Annotated in this window: 14 protein-coding genes; 4 read left to right on the plus strand and 10 right to left on the minus strand. The window is 74.9% G+C overall.

What is annotated here, in order from left to right; all coding sequences use genetic code 11:
• Positions 1 to 16: 16 nt before the first annotated feature.
• The 4 genes from F8568_RS28925 to mraZ form a co-directional block, all read right to left on the minus strand.
• Positions 17 to 1,729 (minus strand): peptidoglycan D,D-transpeptidase FtsI family protein, encoded by a 1,713-nt coding sequence (locus tag F8568_RS28925; RefSeq protein WP_202125479.1) that lies wholly within the window; start codon positions 1,727 to 1,729, stop codon positions 17 to 19.
• A gap of 628 nt (positions 1,730 to 2,357) precedes the next feature.
• Positions 2,358 to 3,194 carry a hypothetical protein gene (locus F8568_RS28930; RefSeq protein WP_202125461.1) on the minus strand — a complete coding sequence of 279 codons (837 nt, stop codon included), beginning with the start codon at positions 3,192 to 3,194 and terminating at the stop codon, positions 2,358 to 2,360.
• Positions 3,191 to 4,177: a 16S rRNA (cytosine(1402)-N(4))-methyltransferase RsmH gene (gene rsmH, locus F8568_RS28935; protein ID WP_151596858.1), complete on the minus strand. Its 987-nt coding sequence runs from the start codon at positions 4,175 to 4,177 to the stop codon at positions 3,191 to 3,193. The genes F8568_RS28930 and rsmH overlap by 4 nt, the downstream gene beginning before the upstream one ends.
• 243 nt (positions 4,178 to 4,420) lie before the next feature.
• On the minus strand, positions 4,421 to 4,852 hold the full coding sequence (gene mraZ / locus F8568_RS28940) for a division/cell wall cluster transcriptional repressor MraZ (protein WP_151596859.1): 432 nt from the start codon (positions 4,850 to 4,852) through the stop codon (positions 4,421 to 4,423).
• 492 nt (positions 4,853 to 5,344) lie between these two features.
• Between mraZ and F8568_RS28945 the strand changes: the two genes are divergently transcribed.
• The 3 genes from F8568_RS28945 to F8568_RS28955 are packed head-to-tail and all read left to right on the plus strand — an operon-like array spanning position 5,345 to position 10,321.
• Positions 5,345 to 6,418 carry an AAA family ATPase gene (locus F8568_RS28945; protein WP_328601063.1) on the plus strand — a complete coding sequence of 358 codons (1,074 nt, stop codon included), beginning with the start codon at positions 5,345 to 5,347 and terminating at the stop codon, positions 6,416 to 6,418.
• Between the two features lie 4 nt (positions 6,419 to 6,422).
• Positions 6,423 to 7,853 (plus strand): DUF58 domain-containing protein, encoded by a 1,431-nt coding sequence (locus F8568_RS28950; protein ID WP_151596860.1) that lies wholly within the window; start codon positions 6,423 to 6,425, stop codon positions 7,851 to 7,853.
• Positions 7,854 to 7,861: 8 nt separating this feature from the next.
• Positions 7,862 to 10,321, plus strand: a complete 2,460-nt coding sequence (locus F8568_RS28955) for a DUF3488 and transglutaminase-like domain-containing protein (protein WP_151596861.1) — start codon at positions 7,862 to 7,864, stop codon at positions 10,319 to 10,321.
• Between the two features lie 82 nt (positions 10,322 to 10,403).
• Here F8568_RS28955 and F8568_RS28960 read toward each other — a convergent pair whose 3' ends face one another.
• From F8568_RS28960 to F8568_RS28985, 6 genes are all read right to left on the minus strand, one after another.
• Complete coding sequence (locus F8568_RS28960; protein WP_151544963.1) at positions 10,404 to 10,793, minus strand: DUF3040 domain-containing protein; 390 nt, start codon at positions 10,791 to 10,793, stop codon at positions 10,404 to 10,406.
• Between the two features lie 147 nt (positions 10,794 to 10,940).
• On the minus strand, positions 10,941 to 12,206 hold the full coding sequence (locus F8568_RS28965; RefSeq protein WP_151596862.1) for a DNA polymerase IV: 1,266 nt from the start codon (positions 12,204 to 12,206) through the stop codon (positions 10,941 to 10,943).
• Positions 12,207 to 12,210: 4 nt separating this feature from the next.
• Positions 12,211 to 12,996, minus strand: coding sequence for a methyltransferase domain-containing protein (locus tag F8568_RS28970; protein WP_151596863.1), 786 nt, complete (start codon positions 12,994 to 12,996; stop codon positions 12,211 to 12,213).
• 76 nt (positions 12,997 to 13,072) lie between these two features.
• Positions 13,073 to 13,489: a transcription antitermination factor NusB gene (gene nusB, locus F8568_RS28975; RefSeq protein ID WP_151596864.1), complete on the minus strand. Its 417-nt coding sequence runs from the start codon at positions 13,487 to 13,489 to the stop codon at positions 13,073 to 13,075.
• Position 13,490: 1 nt separating this feature from the next.
• Positions 13,491 to 14,048 (minus strand): elongation factor P, encoded by a 558-nt coding sequence (gene efp, locus F8568_RS28980; protein ID WP_151596865.1) that lies wholly within the window; start codon positions 14,046 to 14,048, stop codon positions 13,491 to 13,493.
• A gap of 42 nt (positions 14,049 to 14,090) precedes the next feature.
• On the minus strand, positions 14,091 to 15,218 hold the full coding sequence (locus tag F8568_RS28985; RefSeq protein ID WP_151596866.1) for a M24 family metallopeptidase: 1,128 nt from the start codon (positions 15,216 to 15,218) through the stop codon (positions 14,091 to 14,093).
• A gap of 171 nt (positions 15,219 to 15,389) precedes the next feature.
• Here F8568_RS28985 and F8568_RS28990 point away from each other — a divergent pair, with 171 nt between their 5' ends.
• Positions 15,390 to 16,904, plus strand: coding sequence for a flavin monoamine oxidase family protein (locus F8568_RS28990; RefSeq protein ID WP_202125462.1), 1,515 nt, complete (start codon positions 15,390 to 15,392; stop codon positions 16,902 to 16,904).
• The last annotated feature ends 51 nt before the right edge of the window (positions 16,905 to 16,955 follow it).

The following is a 16,955-nucleotide window of genomic DNA, read 5'->3' on the forward strand; positions in this document are numbered from 1 at the left end:
AGGGTACTCGCTGCGGTCAGTCTCGGGCGTAGATCTTGATGATCGGCGATTCGCTCCCCGTCGGCGGGATCTTCTCGGACTGCAGCGCGAAGCTCATCACGTCGCGGAACACGGGCGCGGCGACGTCGCCACCATAGTGGCTGCCCCGCTTCGGGTCCTGCAGGACGACCTGCACGACCAGCCGCGGGTCGTCGGCGGGGGCGAACCCGGCGAACGAGGCGGTGTACCCCTTGTAGCAGCCGCAGCCCGCGTCGAAGCGCTGCGCCGTGCCGGTCTTGCCCGCCACCCGGTAGCCCTTGATCTGCGCCTTCGGCGCGGTGCCCGCGGCGGTGGTGACGCCCTCCAGCATGTCGCTGATCTGCTTGGCGGTGCCCTGGCTGATCACGCGGCGCTGCTGCGGGGCGGGCGCCGGGGTGAACTTGTCGTCGGCGCCGACCGTCCCCGCGACCAGGTTCGGCGCGACGCGCACGCCGCCGTTGGCGATGGTCGCGTAGACGCTCGCCATCTGCACCGCGTTGACCGACACCGTCTGCCCGAACGCGATCGGGTACCGGTCGGTGCCCGACCACTTCGACGGCGGGTTGAGCAGCCCCGCCGTCTCCCCCGGCAGCGGCAGGCCGGTCTTCTGGCCGAACCCGAAGTCGCGCAGCGTCTGGTAGAGCTGCTCCTCGCTGATGGTCTGGCTGGCCTCGATGGTGCCGACGTTGCTGGACTTCGCCAGCACCCCGGCGAAGGTCAGATGCTCCACGCCGTGCGGCTCGGAGTCGTGGAACACCACGTCGTACTTGCGGATCTTGTCCGGGACGGTGAAGGGGGTCTGCGGGGTGACCCCGCCGTGCTCCATGACGGCCGCGGCGGTGACGACCTTGCCGGTGCTGCCCGGCTCGTAGGCGTCCTGGACCAGCGGGCTGCCCCACACGTCGCGGTCGTCCTCGGTGACGTGGTTGGGGTCGTAGCCGGGCGCCGACGCCATCGCCAGCAGCCGCCCGGTCCGCGGATCCATGACGATGACGGTGCCGCTGCGCGCGCCGCTCGCCTTGACCTGCTTCTCGATCTCCTCCTGGGCCTTGAACTGCAGGTCCTGCTGGAGGGTGAGGCGGACGCCGCGGCCGGGGACCGGCGGCTGCTTCTGGTCCTCGCCCATGGGGATGTGCTGGCCCTCGAGGCTGATCTCCACGCGCTGCCAGCCGTCCTTCCCGGACAGCACGCCGTTCTGCGTGCTCTCGAGGCCGGCGGCCCCCTGTCCCGCACCGTTCACGAAACCTATGACGCTCGCGCCCAGCGAACCGTTGGGATACTCCCGGCGATATTCCGGCAAAGTCCCGATGCCCGGGAAGTCCCACGACGTGATGAGCCGGGCCTGGTCGGGGGTGACGCCGTGCGCCAGCGTGACGAACTGGGTGCCCTTCTTGCTGATCGCCTTCAGCACCGCCTCCGGACTCAGCCCGAGGGTCGGGGCGAGCGCGTTGACGATCGCCTGCCGCTTGTCCGGCTTGATGAGGTACGGGTCGGCGGTGATCGCGCGGGCCTCCACCGTCACGGCGAGCCAGTTGCCCTGCGCGTCGGTGATCGCGCCGCGGACGGCGGGCAGCCTCAGCTTCCGCAGCCGCTGGTCCATCGCCTGCTCGCTGTACTTGCCCGACTCGATGGTCTGGAGCTGGACCAGCCGGCCCGCGAACAGCGACAGCACGAACGCCACGACCAGCAGCCCGGCGTTCAGCCGCTTCATCGGGTCGCGGCGGTGGAAGGGGACGCGCGGGCGGCGCGGGGGCCGCGGCGGGCGGCCTCCGGAGCCGCCGCCGGGGCGCGGGCCTCGGGGGCCGTCGCGGCGCGGCCCGCCCGTGCGGGCCGGCCCGCCCGGCCGCGCGGTGGGCGCGGTCGTGCGGAACGCGGCCGTCCGGCTCTTCGCGGACGCCCCGCCCTTGCCGGAGGCGCTCCTGCCCGCCGTGCTCTTGGCCGCCGCGCTCTTGGCCGCCGTGCTCTTGGCCGCCGCGCTCTTGGCCGCCGCTTTCTTGGCGGCCGTGCTCTTGCCGGACGGCTTCTTCTCCGTGTCCTTCTTACCGGTGCCCTTGCGCGGCTGCGGGACGGTGCCGCCGCGGGCCGGGCGGCGGGCGGCGGGACCGCCCTTCTTGCCGGGCCGGCCCGCCGCGTCCGCGCGTCCCGCCTGCGGACGCGGCGGGTTGCCCGTCTGGCGCCCGGACGCGCGCGCCGCGCCCGGGCCGTTCGTGTCGTCCCGCCCCGCCGAGCCCCGAGCACCGCGTTTCCGGCCGGGCGGCGGCCCTCCGGACCCGCGTCCCGGTCCCTTCGTCACCGCGTCCCCCGCCCCTCGGCGCTCGTACCGTCATGGCCGCCCGGCATCACGGCCGGCCGCTCCCGGTCCCCCGCGCGGCCGTGTTCCCGTGCCCGGAGCCGTTGCCCCGCGCCGCCCCGTTGCCCTGCGTGGAGCCATTGCCCTGCGCGGAGCCGCCGGAGCCGTTCGCGCCGGACGGCGCCGGGACGCCGTCGCCGGGGACCACGGTGCCGGGCACGCCGACAACGGCCGCCGCGCCGGCGGACGCGGTGGCCGACTGCGGGACGGGCCGCAGTCCCCCCGCGTTCGTCTTGCCCGTGCCGGGGAAGTAGAACCGCGGGTACTTGTTCTGCACCATGCCCTGCGCCTCGGCCTTGCGCGCCAGGTTCTGCGGCGAGTTCTCCTCCTCGTTCTGCGCCTGCAGCTCCTGGCCCCGCTGGTCGAGCTCCTTGTTCTGCTGCTCGAGCTTGCTGAGCGTGAAGGCGTCCTTCGCCAGGACGGTGTTGAGCAGCAGCAGGCTCACCAGGGCGCCGCCGAGCAGCGCGATGACGAGCAGGACGAACGGCGCGCGCGGCGGGACGGCGGCCGAGCGCCGGGCCGGCCGGGACCCGCTCCGCGCCCGGACGGCGGCGGCCGGCGCGTCCCCGCCCGGCGCCTTCGCCGGCGGCGCCTTCGCCGGCGATGCCTTCTTCGCCGGGGCCCGCTTCGGCGCGGCGGGCTCGGGCGGGGCGCCCCTGCGCGGCCGGGCCTTGGCCGGAGCGGCCGCGCCCTTCGCACCCTTCGCCGGGCGGCGCGGCGGCGCGGCGCGGCCCGCGGCGGCGTCGGCGTCGGCCGGGCGGTCCGGGTCGGGCCTCTTCTTCTTCGCGGGCGCGGTGGCCGGCGGGCGTCGGCTCGTCGTCGTCATGTCGCCTCCCGGACCCGCTCGGCGGCGCGCATCCGCACCGATCCGGCCCGTGGGTTGGTCGTGGTCTCCTCGTCGGACGGCAGCTCTGCCCCGCGCGTCAGGAGCCGGAACCTCGGCTCGTGCTCGGGCAGCGGGACGGGCAGCTCCGGCGGGGTGGTGTCGGCCGCCTCGGCGGCGAGGACCCGCTTGGTGATGCGGTCCTCCAGCGAGTGGTAGCTGAGGACGGCGACCCGGCCGCCGACCGGGAGCGCGTCCAGGGCGGCGGGCAGCGCCCGCCGCCAGATGTCCAGCTCGCCGTTCACCTCGATGCGCAGCGCCTGGAACGTCCGTTTGGCCGGGTTGCCGCCGGTGCGGCGGGTCGCGGCCGGGATGGAGGTGCGGACCAGGTCGGCGAGCCGCCTGGTGGACTCGAGCGGGGCCCGCTCGCGCTCGCGGACGATCGCGGAGGCGATGCGCTGGGCGAACCGCTCCTCGCCGTACTCGCGCAGGATGCGGGCGAGCTCGGCGGGCGGGTAGCCGTTGACGACCTCCGCCGCGGTGAGCGTCTGGGTGCGGTCCATCCGCATGTCGAGGGGGGCGTCGTAGGAGTAGGCGAAGCCGCGGCCGGCCTCGTCGAGCTGCGGGGAGGAGACGCCGAGGTCGAACAGCACGGCGTCCACGGACGGGACGCCGAGCCGCGCGAGGACGCCGGGGATCTCGTCGTAGACGGCGTGCTCGAACGTCACGCGGTCGCCGAAGGGGGCCAGCCGGCGCGCGGAGCGCTCCAGCGCGGTGGTGTCGCGGTCGAGGGCGATGAGCCGCAGGTCCGGGTGGGCCCGGAGCATCGCCTCGGCGTGGCCGCCCATGCCGAGCGTGGCGTCGAGGTGGACGGGCGTGCGCCCGGCGGCGCGGGCGGCGTCCACGGCGGGGGCGAGGAGTTCCAGAACGCGACCGAGCATGACCGGTACGTGACCGGCCCCGGCCGCGTGGTCTCCCACGTCCATGCTCCACCCCCCTGGTACTGCCACCTCGCTCGCGGACTGTGTGGCATCGCCGGTCCGGACCTTGCCCGCCCCCGGCGGCGGCCTCGCCCGGCCAGGTCCCCATCCGCTGCCCTGAGGGAAGATCACCGCGTTACCGCGGGGGGTCGCCGTCTGGCACCGGGGAAGCTGCGCCAGCTGGCTCGGAGAGCGGCTGGAGACCTGGCCGAACGTGGGCCATTGCCGGTCAACGGACCGACGGGTCGTCTAGAGGATCCCTGGCAACACCTCCTCCGAGACGTCGGAGAACGCCTGTTCCTCCTGTTCGAGGTAGGACTCCCAGGCCCGGGTGTCCCAGATCTCCAGGCGTGTGTTGGCGCCGATGACCGTGCAGTCGCGGGTGAGGCCCGCGTACGTGCGCAGCGGCGGCGGGATCGTGACGCGTCCCTGCTTGTCGGGGACCTCGTCGGAGGCGCTGGCGAAGAAGACCCGGCTGTACGCGCGGACCGCCTTCTCGGTGACCGGTGCGGCGCGCAGAGCCTCGGTGATGCGCTGGAACTCCGCCATGGGGAAGACGTACAGGCAGCGTTCCTGGCCCTTCGTGATCACCAATCCCCCCGACAGCTCCTCGCGGTACTTCGCCGGCAGGAACAGTCGTCCCTTGTCGTCGAGGCGCGGTGAATGGGTGCCGAGGAACACCGGCCCCACCTCCCGCGCCGCATGAGGCGCTACTGCTCCCCACGGCGCCCCACTCTACTCCACTCTTCCCCACCGTCAACAAGGAAAACACCTTCCGCGCACGAAGATCGCCGAGAAAACCGCAGGTCAGACGGGGTGGCGCGGAGTGGGGGGCGGCGGGCGCCCCGCCGTGCGCAGCACTCGCGCGGTCCCCTCCGGAGCGGTCCGCCGGCCCGTCCCGCGGGGGCCCGCGAGGGGCTCGCGGGAGGGCCCCGAGCGGCCGGTGGGGCGAAGTGGTGGGCCCGGTGGGGCTGTGGTGGTGATCCCTGTGGAGCACAATGGGCTCGCGTTCCACATGAACATCGCGGCGGGCCCTCCGACGACGTACTGTCGGTTGGGCGGGCGCACAGAGCGCCGCACCGGTCGCGAGGAGACGGGCCCCCGGTCCCGGGGGGCGGGCTCCGTCAGGGGCCTTCGAGCACACCACGCGGCCGGACGGCTGAGGAGGGTTTGGTGGCAGTAGGCACGCACGGCGAGTCGTTCATGGAGACCGACCCCCCGGCATCGCGCCCCGCCCGCCCCGGCAGCGCGGGCGGCGGCCGAGCGGAGGGCCCGGCGGGACGCGAGGACTCCGGCCGCGACCTGGCGGGGCTCGCGCGGATCGCCGACCGGATCCGGGGCGCCGTCGAGTCGGTGATCGAGGGCAAGCCGAAAGCGGTGCGGCTCGCGCTGACCGTCCTGCTCGCCGAGGGGCATCTGCTGATCGAGGACGTGCCGGGCGTCGGCAAGACGATGCTGGCCAAGGCCCTCGCGCGGTCCGTCGACTGCTCGGTGCGGCGGGTGCAGTTCACGCCGGACCTGCTGCCGAGCGACATCACCGGGGTCAGCGCCTACAACCAGGAGCTGCGCGAGTTCGAGTTCAAGCCGGGCCCGGTGTTCGCCAACATCGTGGTCGGCGACGAGATCAACCGGGCGTCGCCGAAGACGCAGTCGGCGCTGCTGGAGTGCATGGAGGAGCGCCAGGTCACGGTCGACGGCACCACCTACGCGCTGGAGCCCCCGTTCATGGTGATCTCCACGCAGAACCCGGTCGAGATGGAGGGCACCTACCCGCTGCCGGAGGCGCAGCGCGACCGGTTCACCGCGCGGATCTCTATGGGGTACCCCAGCCCTGCGGCGGAGCTGGAGATGCTGGACGCGCACGGCGGGTCGTCGCCGCTGGACCGGCTCACCCCGGTCGCGCACGCCTCCGACGTCCGCGAGCTGATCGAGGTGGTGCGGCGCCAGCACGTCGCGGCGTCGGTGCGGCAGTACGCGATCGACCTGGTCACCGCGACCCGCAAGCACCCCGAGCTGCGGCTCGGCGCCTCCCCCCGCGCCACCCTGCACCTGGTCCGCGCGGCGCGGGCGTACGCGGCGCTGGACGAGCGCGACTACGTGCTCCCCGACGACGTGCAGGAGCTGGCCGTCCCGGTCCTGGCGCACCGGCTGCTGCCCACCGCGGAGGCGCAGGTGGAGCGGCGGCGTCCCGAGCAGGTGGTCGCCGAGCTGGTGCGCCGCCTGCCGGTGCCCGCACCCGGGAAGTGACCGGTTGAGGCGGGCGCTGGCCGGGCTGACCACGCGCGGGCGGTCCTTCGTGGCCGCCGGCGCGACGGCCATCGTGTGCGCGTTCGTGCTCGGCGAGCGGGACCTGCTGCGCGCCGGGATCCTGGTGCTGGTGCTGCCGCTGCTGTCCACGCTGGCGGTGTCGCGGACCCGCTACCGGCTGGCGTGCGCGCGGCGGCTGGATCCGGCGCGGCTGCCCGTCGGCCACGAGACGCGCGTCGACCTGCGGCTGGAGAACGTGTCGCGGCTGCCGAGCGGCCTGCTGCTGGTGGAGGACCGGGTGCCGTACGCGCTCGGCGGGCGGGCGCGGTTCGTGCTGGACCGGATCGAGTCGCAGGGCTCGCGGGAGCTCGGCTACCGGATCCGCTCCGACGTGCGCGGCCGGTTCCGGGTGGGGCCGCTGACGGTCCGGCTGGCCGACCCGTTCGGGATGGTGGAGCTGGTCCGCTCGTTCAGCATGTCCGACACCCTCACGGTGACCCCGGCGATCGTGCCGCTGCCGGCGACGCGGCTGAGCGGCGCGTGGGGAGGCGGCGGCGAGAGCCTGGCCCGGGCGGTGTCGGCGGCGGGCGAGGACGACGTCGCGCCGCGCGAGTACCGGCACGGCGACGACCTGCGGCGCGTGCACTGGCGGTCGACGGCGCGGCACGGCGAGCTGATGGTGCGGCGCGAGGAGCAGCACTTCCAGAGCAGCGGGACGCTGTTCCTGGACACCCGGCGCCGCGCGCACTGGGGCGACGGGCCGGGCGGGTCGTTCGAGCAGGCGGTGTCGGTCGCCGCGTCGATCGGGGTGCATCTCGGCCGGACGGGGATGAACCTGCGGTTCGTCACCGACGGCGGCGAGGCGCTGTCGGCGGCGGCGTCGTTCGACGGGGCGTTCGAGGGGCTGCTGCTGGAGGCGCTGGCGGTGGCGCGGCGGTCGAAGGCCGCGTCGCTGACGCCCGGCCTCGCGGCGCTGGGCGGCGCGCCCGGGCAGGGCGGGGAGGGCGACGGGCTGGTGTGCGCGGTGTTCGGCGCGCTGACGGCCGAGGAGGCGCACCGGGTCGCGGCGGCGCGCCGCGGCGCGGGCTCCCGGCTGGCGGTGCTGCTCGACGCGTCCCCCGGCGGCCGGGACGGCGGGGCGGAGAACGGCCACCGGGCGCGGGCCGCCCGGCCGCGGATCCCGGGGGCGCGCGGCGGCACGGGCGGGCGGGCCCCGGGGCCGCGGTCCGGGGACGCGGACGACATGCCGCTCGCGCCGGAGGACGCCGCCGGGCTGCTGCGCGCGGGCGGGTGGCGGGTGCTGGTCGTCCGGTCCGCGGCCGAGCTGGCCGGGGCGTGGGCGGGGGCGGCGCGGGCGGGCGCGGGGCCGGACGCCGGGCACGGGACGAAGCGAGCCTCCGACGAGGCGGCGGACGCCACCGGAGGTGCGGCATGAGGATCCGGATGACGATCGTGGCCGCGGTGGCGACGCTGGCCTGCTCGGTCGGCCTGTACCCGCTGTTCGCCGGCGGCCGGTGGTTCTGGACGGGCACCGCCGCGGTGCTGGCGGCGGCCTGCGGCGGGCTGGTCTCGCGCCGGCTGCGGCTGCCGGCCGTGCTGGATCCGCTGTTCGGGCTGGCGGCGCTGCTGCTGTACCTGACCGCGGCGTACGCGGCGGGCGAGGCGTGGCTCGGGTTCGTCCCCTCGCCCGGCTCGCTCTCGCACCTCGTCGATCTGGCCGGGGACGGCTGGAGCGCGGCGAACCGGTACGCGGCGCCGGTGCCGCTGGTGTCCGGGATCGGGTTCCTGGCCGCGGCCGGGATCGGCGTGGTCGCGGTGCTGGTCGACCTGCTGGCGGTGCGGCTGCGGCGGGCGGCGCCGGCCGGGCTGCCGCTGCTGGCGATGTACAGCGTGCCCGCCGCGGTCCGCCAGGACGGCGTCGGGTGGCCGGCGTTCGCCATCGGGGCGGTCGCCTTCCTCGCCCTGCTGATGGCCGACGCGCGCGAGCAGGTCGGCGGCTGGGGCCGGGCGGTCACCGTCCACCGGCACGGTGAGGAGCTGCCGCTGGCCGGGGCGGAGCCGCCGAGCGGCCAGCGCGTGCGCGCCGACGGCGGCCGGCGCGCGGCGAGCGGGCGGCGGATCGCGCTCGGATCGGTGGCGATCGCGGTGCTGCTGCCGCTGGCGGTCCCGATCCACCCGCGCGGCGTGTTCGGGATGGGCGGCGGGGGCCGCGGCCGGGGCGACCAGACGGTCACCACGCCGGACCCGCTGGTCAGCCTGAAGCGGGAGCTGACCCGGCTGGACGACTCGGTCGTCCTCACCTACCGCACCGACGACCCGGACGGCCCGGACTACCTGCGCCTGTACGCCCTCGACCGGTTCGACGGCGACCGGTGGACCTACAGCCGGCTGAGCAGCAGCGCCGCGGACCGGCTGTCGGGCCGGACGCTGCCGCCGCCGCCCGGGCTGAGCATCGCCCCGGTGCACGAGGTGACGACGCGCGTGAAGGTGAGCGGCGAGGTCCGCGACATGACCTTCCTGCCGGTGCCGTACGCGCCGACCCGGGTGTCGATCAAGGGCGACTGGCGGGTGCACCGGCAGTCGCTGATGATCTACTCGCTGAGCGACTCGGCCGGCGGCCGCTCCTACACCGTCACGAGCCTGCGCGCCGACCCGACGGCGGCCGACCTGTCCGCCGCCGTCGGGTACCCGGCGGACGTCGTCTCCCACTACACCGCCGTCCCGAAGAACATCCCGCCGCAGATCAGGGCGCTCGCGCAGAACGTGACGGCGGGCGCGGCGACGGCGCGGGCGCAGGCGGTGAAGCTGCAGCGCTGGTTCACCCTGACCGGCGGGTTCACCTACGACCTGTCGACGCCGGCGCCGCAGCGCGGCAACGACCTCGTCGACTTCCTGCTGCGCAGCAAGCGCGGGTACTGCGAGCAGTTCGCGGCGTCGATGGCTTTGATGGCGCGGATCCTCGGCATCCCGTCGCGGGTCGCGATGGGCTACACGTCCGGCACGCAGACGCAGCCGGGGACGTGGGTGGTGCGGTCGCGGGACGCGCACGCGTGGCCGGAGCTGTACTTCGAGGGGTCGGGCTGGGTGCGGTTCGAGCCGACGCCGTCCGGCGCGGCCGGGCAGGGCACCGCGGTGACGCCCGCCTACAGCCGGCCGGCGGACGGCGGCGGGCGGCAGGGCGACGACGCGCTGCCGACGCCGGCGGCGACCTCGGGGCCGGACCGGTCGTCGGCGTCGCCGCAGGCGGCGCCGCACCGCAACGACACCGGCGCGCAGAACGGCCTCACTCCGGAGGACTCCGGGGACGGCGGATGGTCGGCGGCGCCGTGGATCGCGGGCGGGGTGCTGGTGCTGCTGCTCCTCGCGGTCCCGATGGTGCTGCGGGCGCTGACCCGGCGGCGCCGCTGGGCGGTGCTGTCGACACCGCCCCAAGGGCGCGGCGGGAGTTCCCCACCGGACGTCCGCGGCGGCGTACCGGACGGTGTTCCCGACGGCGGAGGCGCCGCGCACGCGGCGTGGCGGGAGATGCGCGCCGACGCCCTCGACCACGGGCTGGAGTGGCGGCCGAGCGACTCGCCGCGCGCGGCGGCGCGGCGGCTCGGCGAGCTGCTGGAGCTGGACGAGGTGCCCGCGGAGGCGCTCGGCCGCATCGCCCGCGCCGAGGAGCTGGCCCGCTACGCGCGGACCCGGCCCGCCGACCCGCCCGAGCTGCTGCGCGCCGACGTGCGGACCGTCCGCGCGGCGTTCGCGGCGTCGGTGGGGCGCCGGGCCCGCTGGCGCGCCCGGGTCTTCCCGCCGTCGGCGATGGCGCAGGCGCGGTCGGCGCTGCGCGGCACCGGCCTCCGCGCGGCCGACCTGGCCGACCGTCTCAACGACCTGCCGAACCGCGTGCGGCGCCGCTAGGGCCTGGCAGGCCCGCGGCGCCGCTTCGATGAGGCCGGTATCTCAGTGTGGCCGGTATCTCAGTGTGGCCGGTGCGGCCGGTTCACTCGCCTTCGGTGCGGCGGCGCCAGCGTTCCTCCATGCGCTCCATGAAGCCGGCCTTCGCGGGACGGGCCTGGCGGCCGCGCCGCGCGGGCTCGTTCCCGATGCCGGTCATCCGCTTCCAGCTCGTGAGCGCCCACACGCAGCAGACCACCATGAGCAGGAAGCCGGCCACGCTGACCGCGATGGTCGCGGTCCCGGCGTTGATGACGAGCCCGGCCATCAGCGCGCAGACACCGACGACGAACCCGAGCGCGGCCTTGATGATCCGGCGCTTGTAGTGCACCTGAGGGTTGGTCGACCGGACGGCGTGCGCGAACTTCGGATCCTCGGCGTACAGCTGCTGCTCGATCTGCTCGAGCATGCGCTGTTCGTGCTCAGAGAGCGGCACGGCGCCTCCCAACGACAGCCCCGCGGCGGGGTATCCGATGCGGGACGGGAACGTCAACGGTGATATGCCCAGAATACGAGCACTCACCAGCGTACGAAAGCGAACGGCGGGTCCAGGGCCCCATACCGGTCAGCTCACCGCCTTCTCTCATCGTCTCCCGTCCCTGCCGTCGCGTGCGTCACCATCGTGCGCGCGCTCGACCAGGGCGGCGGGCCGGACGGCACCGCGGCCGAACCGGTTCGCCACCTGGTCGATCGCGCGCTCGGCCTCGCGCCAGCCGCGTTCCGGCTCGTCGAAGGCGAGCTGACGGGGGGCCTCGCCGGCGGGGCACAGGTTCTCCACCCGCACCCCGACCAGACGGAGTCGTACCCGTTCCAGGCCCGCCCCTTCATACAGCTCGCACGCTGTGACATAGATCACACGTGCGAGATCGGTGGGTTCGCGCAGGGTACGCGCCCGCGTGATCGTCTTGAAGCTCGCCATCCGGAGTTTGACGCTCACCGTGCGTCCCGCGTTCCCCGACTCCCGCAGCCGCGCGCCGACCTTCTCGGCCAGCCGCAGCAGCTCCCGCCGGATCACCTCCGGGTCGTCGACGTCGGTGTCGAACGTCTCCTCCGCCCCGATGCTCTTGTCCGGGGTGTGCGGGACGACCTCGCGCGGGTCGCGGCCCCACGCCAGCTCGTGCAGATGCGCGCCCATCGCGTTGCCCAGCTCGCGCTGGAGCGTCGTCAGGGGGATTTGCGCGAGCTGCCCGACCGTGCGCAGCCCGAGCCGGGCCAGCGTCTGCTCCGTCCGCTCCCCCACGCCCCACAGGGCCGCGACGGGCAGCGGGTGCAGGAAGTCGACGACGCCGTCGGCGGGGACGACGAGCAGGCCGTCCGGCTTGCAGCGGGTCGAGGCGAGCTTGGCGACGAACTTGGTGCTCGCGACGCCGACCGAGCAGGTGATGCCCTGCTGCGCGCGGACCTGCTCGCGGATCATCCGGGCGATCTCGGCGGGGCGGCCGAGGCGCCGGCCCGCGCCCGCCACGTCGAGGAACGCCTCGTCCAGCGACAGGCCCTCCACCAGCGGCGTGATCGACCGGAAGAGCTCGAAGACGGCCGCCGACACCCGCCCGTACTTGCCGTGGCTGACCGGCAGCACCACCGCCTGCGGGCACAGCCGCCGCGCCCGCGACATCGGCATCGCCGAGTGCACGCCGAACCTCCGGGCCTCGTAGGACGCCGCGGACACCACCCCGCGCGGCCCCGCGCCGCCCACCACGACCGGGCGTCCGCGCAGCTCCGGCCGCTCCAGCAGCTCGACGCTGACGAAGAACGCGTCCATGTCGACGTGCAGGATCGAGCAGCCGGTGTCGTCGGCGGGCGGCCCCGGCTGCGGCCCGGGCCGGTGCAGCTGCTGCTTGCGGCTCACGGTTCTACCCGGCCGGCTTGTCGGCGACCAGGTGCAGCTGGGTGGCCAGGTCGCGCAGCACCGGGTGCACCGCCGCGACGGACTCCAGCGCGATCAGCGCCTCCGCCGAGCCGGCGTCGCCGTCCAGCATCCCGCTCGGCACCAGGTCCGCGAAGATCCGCACGCCGTGCAGTTCGGCGACCCGCAGGCCCGCGCCGCGCACCAGCGCCGTCAGCGTCTCGCGGGTGAACCGGCGGGGCATCCGGTCGCCCTCGCCCCACCGCCCGGACACGTCCGTCAGCACCCGCCGCGCGTCGTCGAAGTGGCCGGACACGGCGCGGTGCAGCGCCGCGGCGACCTGCCCGGCCGCCAGCACGCTCACCGACCCGCCCGGGCGGACGGCGGCGGTCAGCGCGGCCATCGCCGCGGCGGGGTCGTCGACGTACTCCAGCACGCTGTGGCACAGCACCAGGTCGGCGGCGCCGCCGCCCAGCAGGTCGGGCAGGTCGACCGCGTCGCCCTGGACGGCCCGCACCCGCACCCCCGACTCGGCGGCGCGGCGCTCCAGCGCGGCCAGCGCGTCGGGGTTGGCGTCCACGACCGTGACGCGGTGGCCGAGTTCGGCGAGCGGCACCGCGAACCCGCCGGTGCCGCCGCCCACGTCCACGACGTCGCTCCGGCCGGCCTCGGGGGCGATGCGGTCCAGGACCGCGCGCAGCGCCTCCCACAGGACCGCGCTTCGCACGCGGCTGCTCCCGCGCGCCCGCTTCTGTTGCCGGCCGGCCACGGCCGCTCCGCTAACGTCGTTCATCCTCGCCCACCCTAGCCGCCCGCCGCCCGCGGCCGGGCGCCAGGCGAGGATTCGCCCGTCGGAGCGAGAGCGCCGGTCAGAGCGAGAGGGACGGCTTGAGCTGCTGCAGCCGTGCCAGCAGCCCGTTGACGAACCGGGGCGACTCGTCGGTGGACAGCTCGGTGGCGAGGCCGACCGCCTCGCTCACCGCCACGCCGTCCGGTACGTCGTCCACCCACAGCAGCTCGTAGGCGCCCATCCGCAGGATGTTGCGGTCGACGACCGGCATCCGCTCCAGCGTCCACCCGGTCGCGTAGGTGGCGATCAGCTCGTCGATGCGCTCCCGGTGCTCCTGCACGCCCTCGATCAGCCGGACCGCGTGCGGGTACTCCGACAGCTCGTCCTGGTTGGGGCGGCCCCGCGCCGCCAGCACCGCCGTCGGCTGCTCCTCGCGCAGCTCCGCCGCGAAGAGGACGTCGAGGGCGAGCTTGCGCGCCTTCGTGCGTGCCGCCATCTCAGCCGCGGCCGAGGTACTCGCCGGAGCGGGTGTCGACCTTGACCTTCTCGCCGGTGGTGATGAACAGCGGCACCTGGATCTGCGCGCCGGTCTCCAGCGTGGCGGGCTTGCTGCCGCCGGTGGAGCGGTCGCCCTGCAGGCCCGGCTCGGTCTCGGTGATCTCCAGCACCACGGCGGCGGGCAGCTCGACGTAGAGCGGGTTCTCGTCGTTGAACGCGACCACGGCGTTCTGCTCGGGCAGCAGGTAGTTCGCGGCGTCGCCGACGGTGGCCGCGGGGATGTGCGGCTGGTCGTAGGTCTCGGTGTCCATGAAGACGAAGTCCTCGCCCTCGCGGTAGAGGTACTGCATCTCGCGCTTGTCCACGCTCGCCACGTCGACCTTGGTGCCGGCGTTGAAGGTCTTGTCGACGACCTTGCCCGACAGCACGTTCTTGAGCTTGGTGCGGACGAACGCGCCGCCCTTGCCGGGCTTGACGTGCTGGAACTCCTGGACGGTCCACAGCTGGCCGTCGAGGTTCAGCGTCATGCCGTTCTTGAGGTCGTTCGTCGTCGCCACTGCGTCATTCTCCCGGTCGCGGGCCCGCTCGCTGACCGGACGTCAGAGGACGAGCAGGTCCTTCGTCGTTGTGGTGAGGAGCTCCGGGCCGCCCGGGCGGACGACCAAGGTGTCCTCGATCCGGACTCCGCCCCGGCCCGCCAGGTACACCCCCGGCTCGGCGGTGATCGGAACTCGATCCATCAGCTTACCGGTCCCGTCGTACCCCATGAGCGGTGCCTCGTGGATCTCCAGGCCGACGCCGTGCCCGAGGCCGTGGGTGAAGGCGTCCCCGTGGCCGGCGGCCTTGATGAGGTCGCGGGCGGCGGCGTCGACGTCCCTGGTCTCGGCGCCGGGGCGGGCGGCGGCGACCGAGGCGAGCTGCGCGCGCAGGACGAGGTCGTACAGGTCGCGCTGCCAGGCGGCGGGTTCGCCGATCGCGACGGTGCGGGTCATGTCGGCGTGGTAGCCGCCGTGGCGGGCGCCGAAGTCGAGGGTGACGAGGTCGCCGCGCCGCAGCTCGCGGGCGCCGGGGTGGTGGTGCGGGACGGCGCCGTTCGGCCCGGACGCGACGATCGAGTCGAACGCGGGGCCCTCGGCGCCGAAGTCGACCATGGCCCGCTCGAGGGCGATCGCGACGGCCCGCTCGGTGACGCCCGCGCGGATGCCGGGCAGGACGGTCTCGAAGGCGCGGTCGGTGATGGCGCACGCCTCGCGCAGCAGCCCGATCTCCTCCTCGTCCTTGACGCGGCGCAGGTCCTCGACGAGGCGGCCGAGCGGCCGCAGCGCGATGTCGGCGGCCTCGGCGAGGCCGGCGTGCCGCTCGACGGTGAGGTCGTGCGCCTCGAACCCGAGGACGCGATGGCCGGACGCGGCGGCGCGGGTGGTGAGCGCCTCGGCGGTCCGCCGCTCGACCAGGGTCTCCAGGTCGGGGCAGACCGCGGCGGCCATGCCGGCGTAGCGTCCGTCGGTGGCGAGCACGGCGGGGCCGTCCGCGGGGACGAGCAGCGCGGCGTTGGAGCTGTCGAGGCCGGTGAGGTAGCGGACGTTGACGAGCCGGGTGACGAGGAGGGCGCCCGCGTCCCGCTCGGCGACGAGCGCGGCCAGCCGGCGGCGCCGCTCGGCGTGCGCGTCCGCGCGCGTCTCCCCGCGCCCGTTCCAGTGCGTCTTCTCCCTGCTCGCCTCTCCCATGGTCAGGACTCTAGAACACCCCGGTTCCCGGCGGCGCGGCCCGTCTCGACGCGGTCACAGAACATGAGAATCGCTCGACTTCTGTATCGAGGGGGCTTAGCGTGCCTCCGCGAGTGATCGGTTTCATCCCGCCCCGTCCCCCCGCACCGGACGTCCCTGGAGGGATTCCCCTTGACCCGAGTCAGCCGCCGCAGATTGCTCGGAACGGGCGCGCTCACCGCCGCCGGAGCCGTCGTCTCCGCGGCCGCGGCGCCCGCCGCCGCGAAGTCCGCCACCCGCCCGGCCACCGCCCCGGCCGCGCCCATGGCCGAGAACGCCGCCGCCGACGTCGTGATCGTCGGCGCCGGGCTGTCCGGCCTCGCCGCCGCCCGCGACCTGGTCGCCGCCGGCCGGTCCGTGCTCGTCCTGGAGGCCCGCGAGCGGCCCGGCGGCCGCGTGTACGGCATGCCGCTCGGCGACGGCACCACCAGCGAGGGCGGCGCCGAGTTCATCGGCCCGACCCAGGACCGCATCGCGGCGCTCGCCAAGGACATGGGCGTTGCGACCTACCCCACCTACAACACCGGCAAGAACGTCTACTACCGCAACGGCCGGCGGTCCCTGTACGCCACGGACGGCATCCTCGGAGCGGTCCCGCCCGACTGGGGCGTGGTCGACCTCGAGGTGGCGCTGCTCAAGCTCGGCGGCATGGCCAAGGACGTCCCGGTCGGGCAGCCGTGGAAGGCCGCCAAGGCCGAGGAGTGGGACGCGCAGACCTTCTACACCTGGTCGCGGTCCAACTCGCTGAGCAGCGGCGCGCGGTTCCTGATGGACGAGTTCGTCAGCTCTACGCTGTCGGTGCGCTCGCAGGACGTGTCGCTGCTGTACGTCCTGAACTACATCGCCTCGGCGGGCAACGAGAGCAACCCCGGCACGGTCGACCGGCTCATCGACACCAAGGGCGGCGCGCAGGAGTCCCGGTTCGTCGGCGGGTCGCAGGAGGTGCCGGTGCGGCTGGCCGCCGAGCTCGGCGACATCATCCGCTACAACACCGCGGTCCGGGCGATCTCGGCCGACGGCGGCGGCGTCACCGTGACGGCCGACGGCCTCACGGTGTCGGCCAAGCGGGTCGTCGTCGCGATGTCCCCCGCGATCGCCGGGAAGATCGACTTCTCGCCGGCGCTGCCCGCGAGCCGCGCGCAGCTGATGCAGCGCTACCCGATGGGCTCGATCTGCAAGTTCGTCGCCGTCTACGACACCCCGTTCTGGCGCGCGGACGAGCTGACCGGGCAGGCCGTCTCCGACAGCGGCGCGATCGACGCGACGTTCGACAACAGCCCGCCGGACGGGTCGCGCGGCATCATGATGGGCTTCATGAACCAGGCCAACATCCGCAAGCTGGACGGGGCCTCGGCGGACGAGGTGCGGACGGCGGGCCTGGCGGCGTTCGCGAACTTTTTCGGCGACAAGGCCAAGAGCCCTGTGCGGACGGCGTTCCAGCGCTGGGACAACGAGATCTGGAGCGGCGGCGGCCCGGTCGGGATCGCGCCGCCCGGCGTCCTGACCGGCTTCGGCGAGGCGCTGCGGGCGCCGTGCGGGCCGATCCACTGGGCGGGCACCGAGACGTCCGACTACTGGACCGGCTACATGGACGGCGCGGTCCGCTCCGGCGAGCGCGTCGCCAAGGAGGTCGAAGCCGCCCTCTGACCCCGCCCAACGTCGAGTTGTGGGGGGGGGGGGGGGGGGGGGGGGGGGGGG

Source organism: Actinomadura physcomitrii, from assembly GCF_008923205.2.
In the GTDB taxonomy this organism is placed as follows: Bacteria; Actinomycetota; Actinomycetes; order Streptosporangiales; family Streptosporangiaceae; genus Spirillospora; species Spirillospora physcomitrii.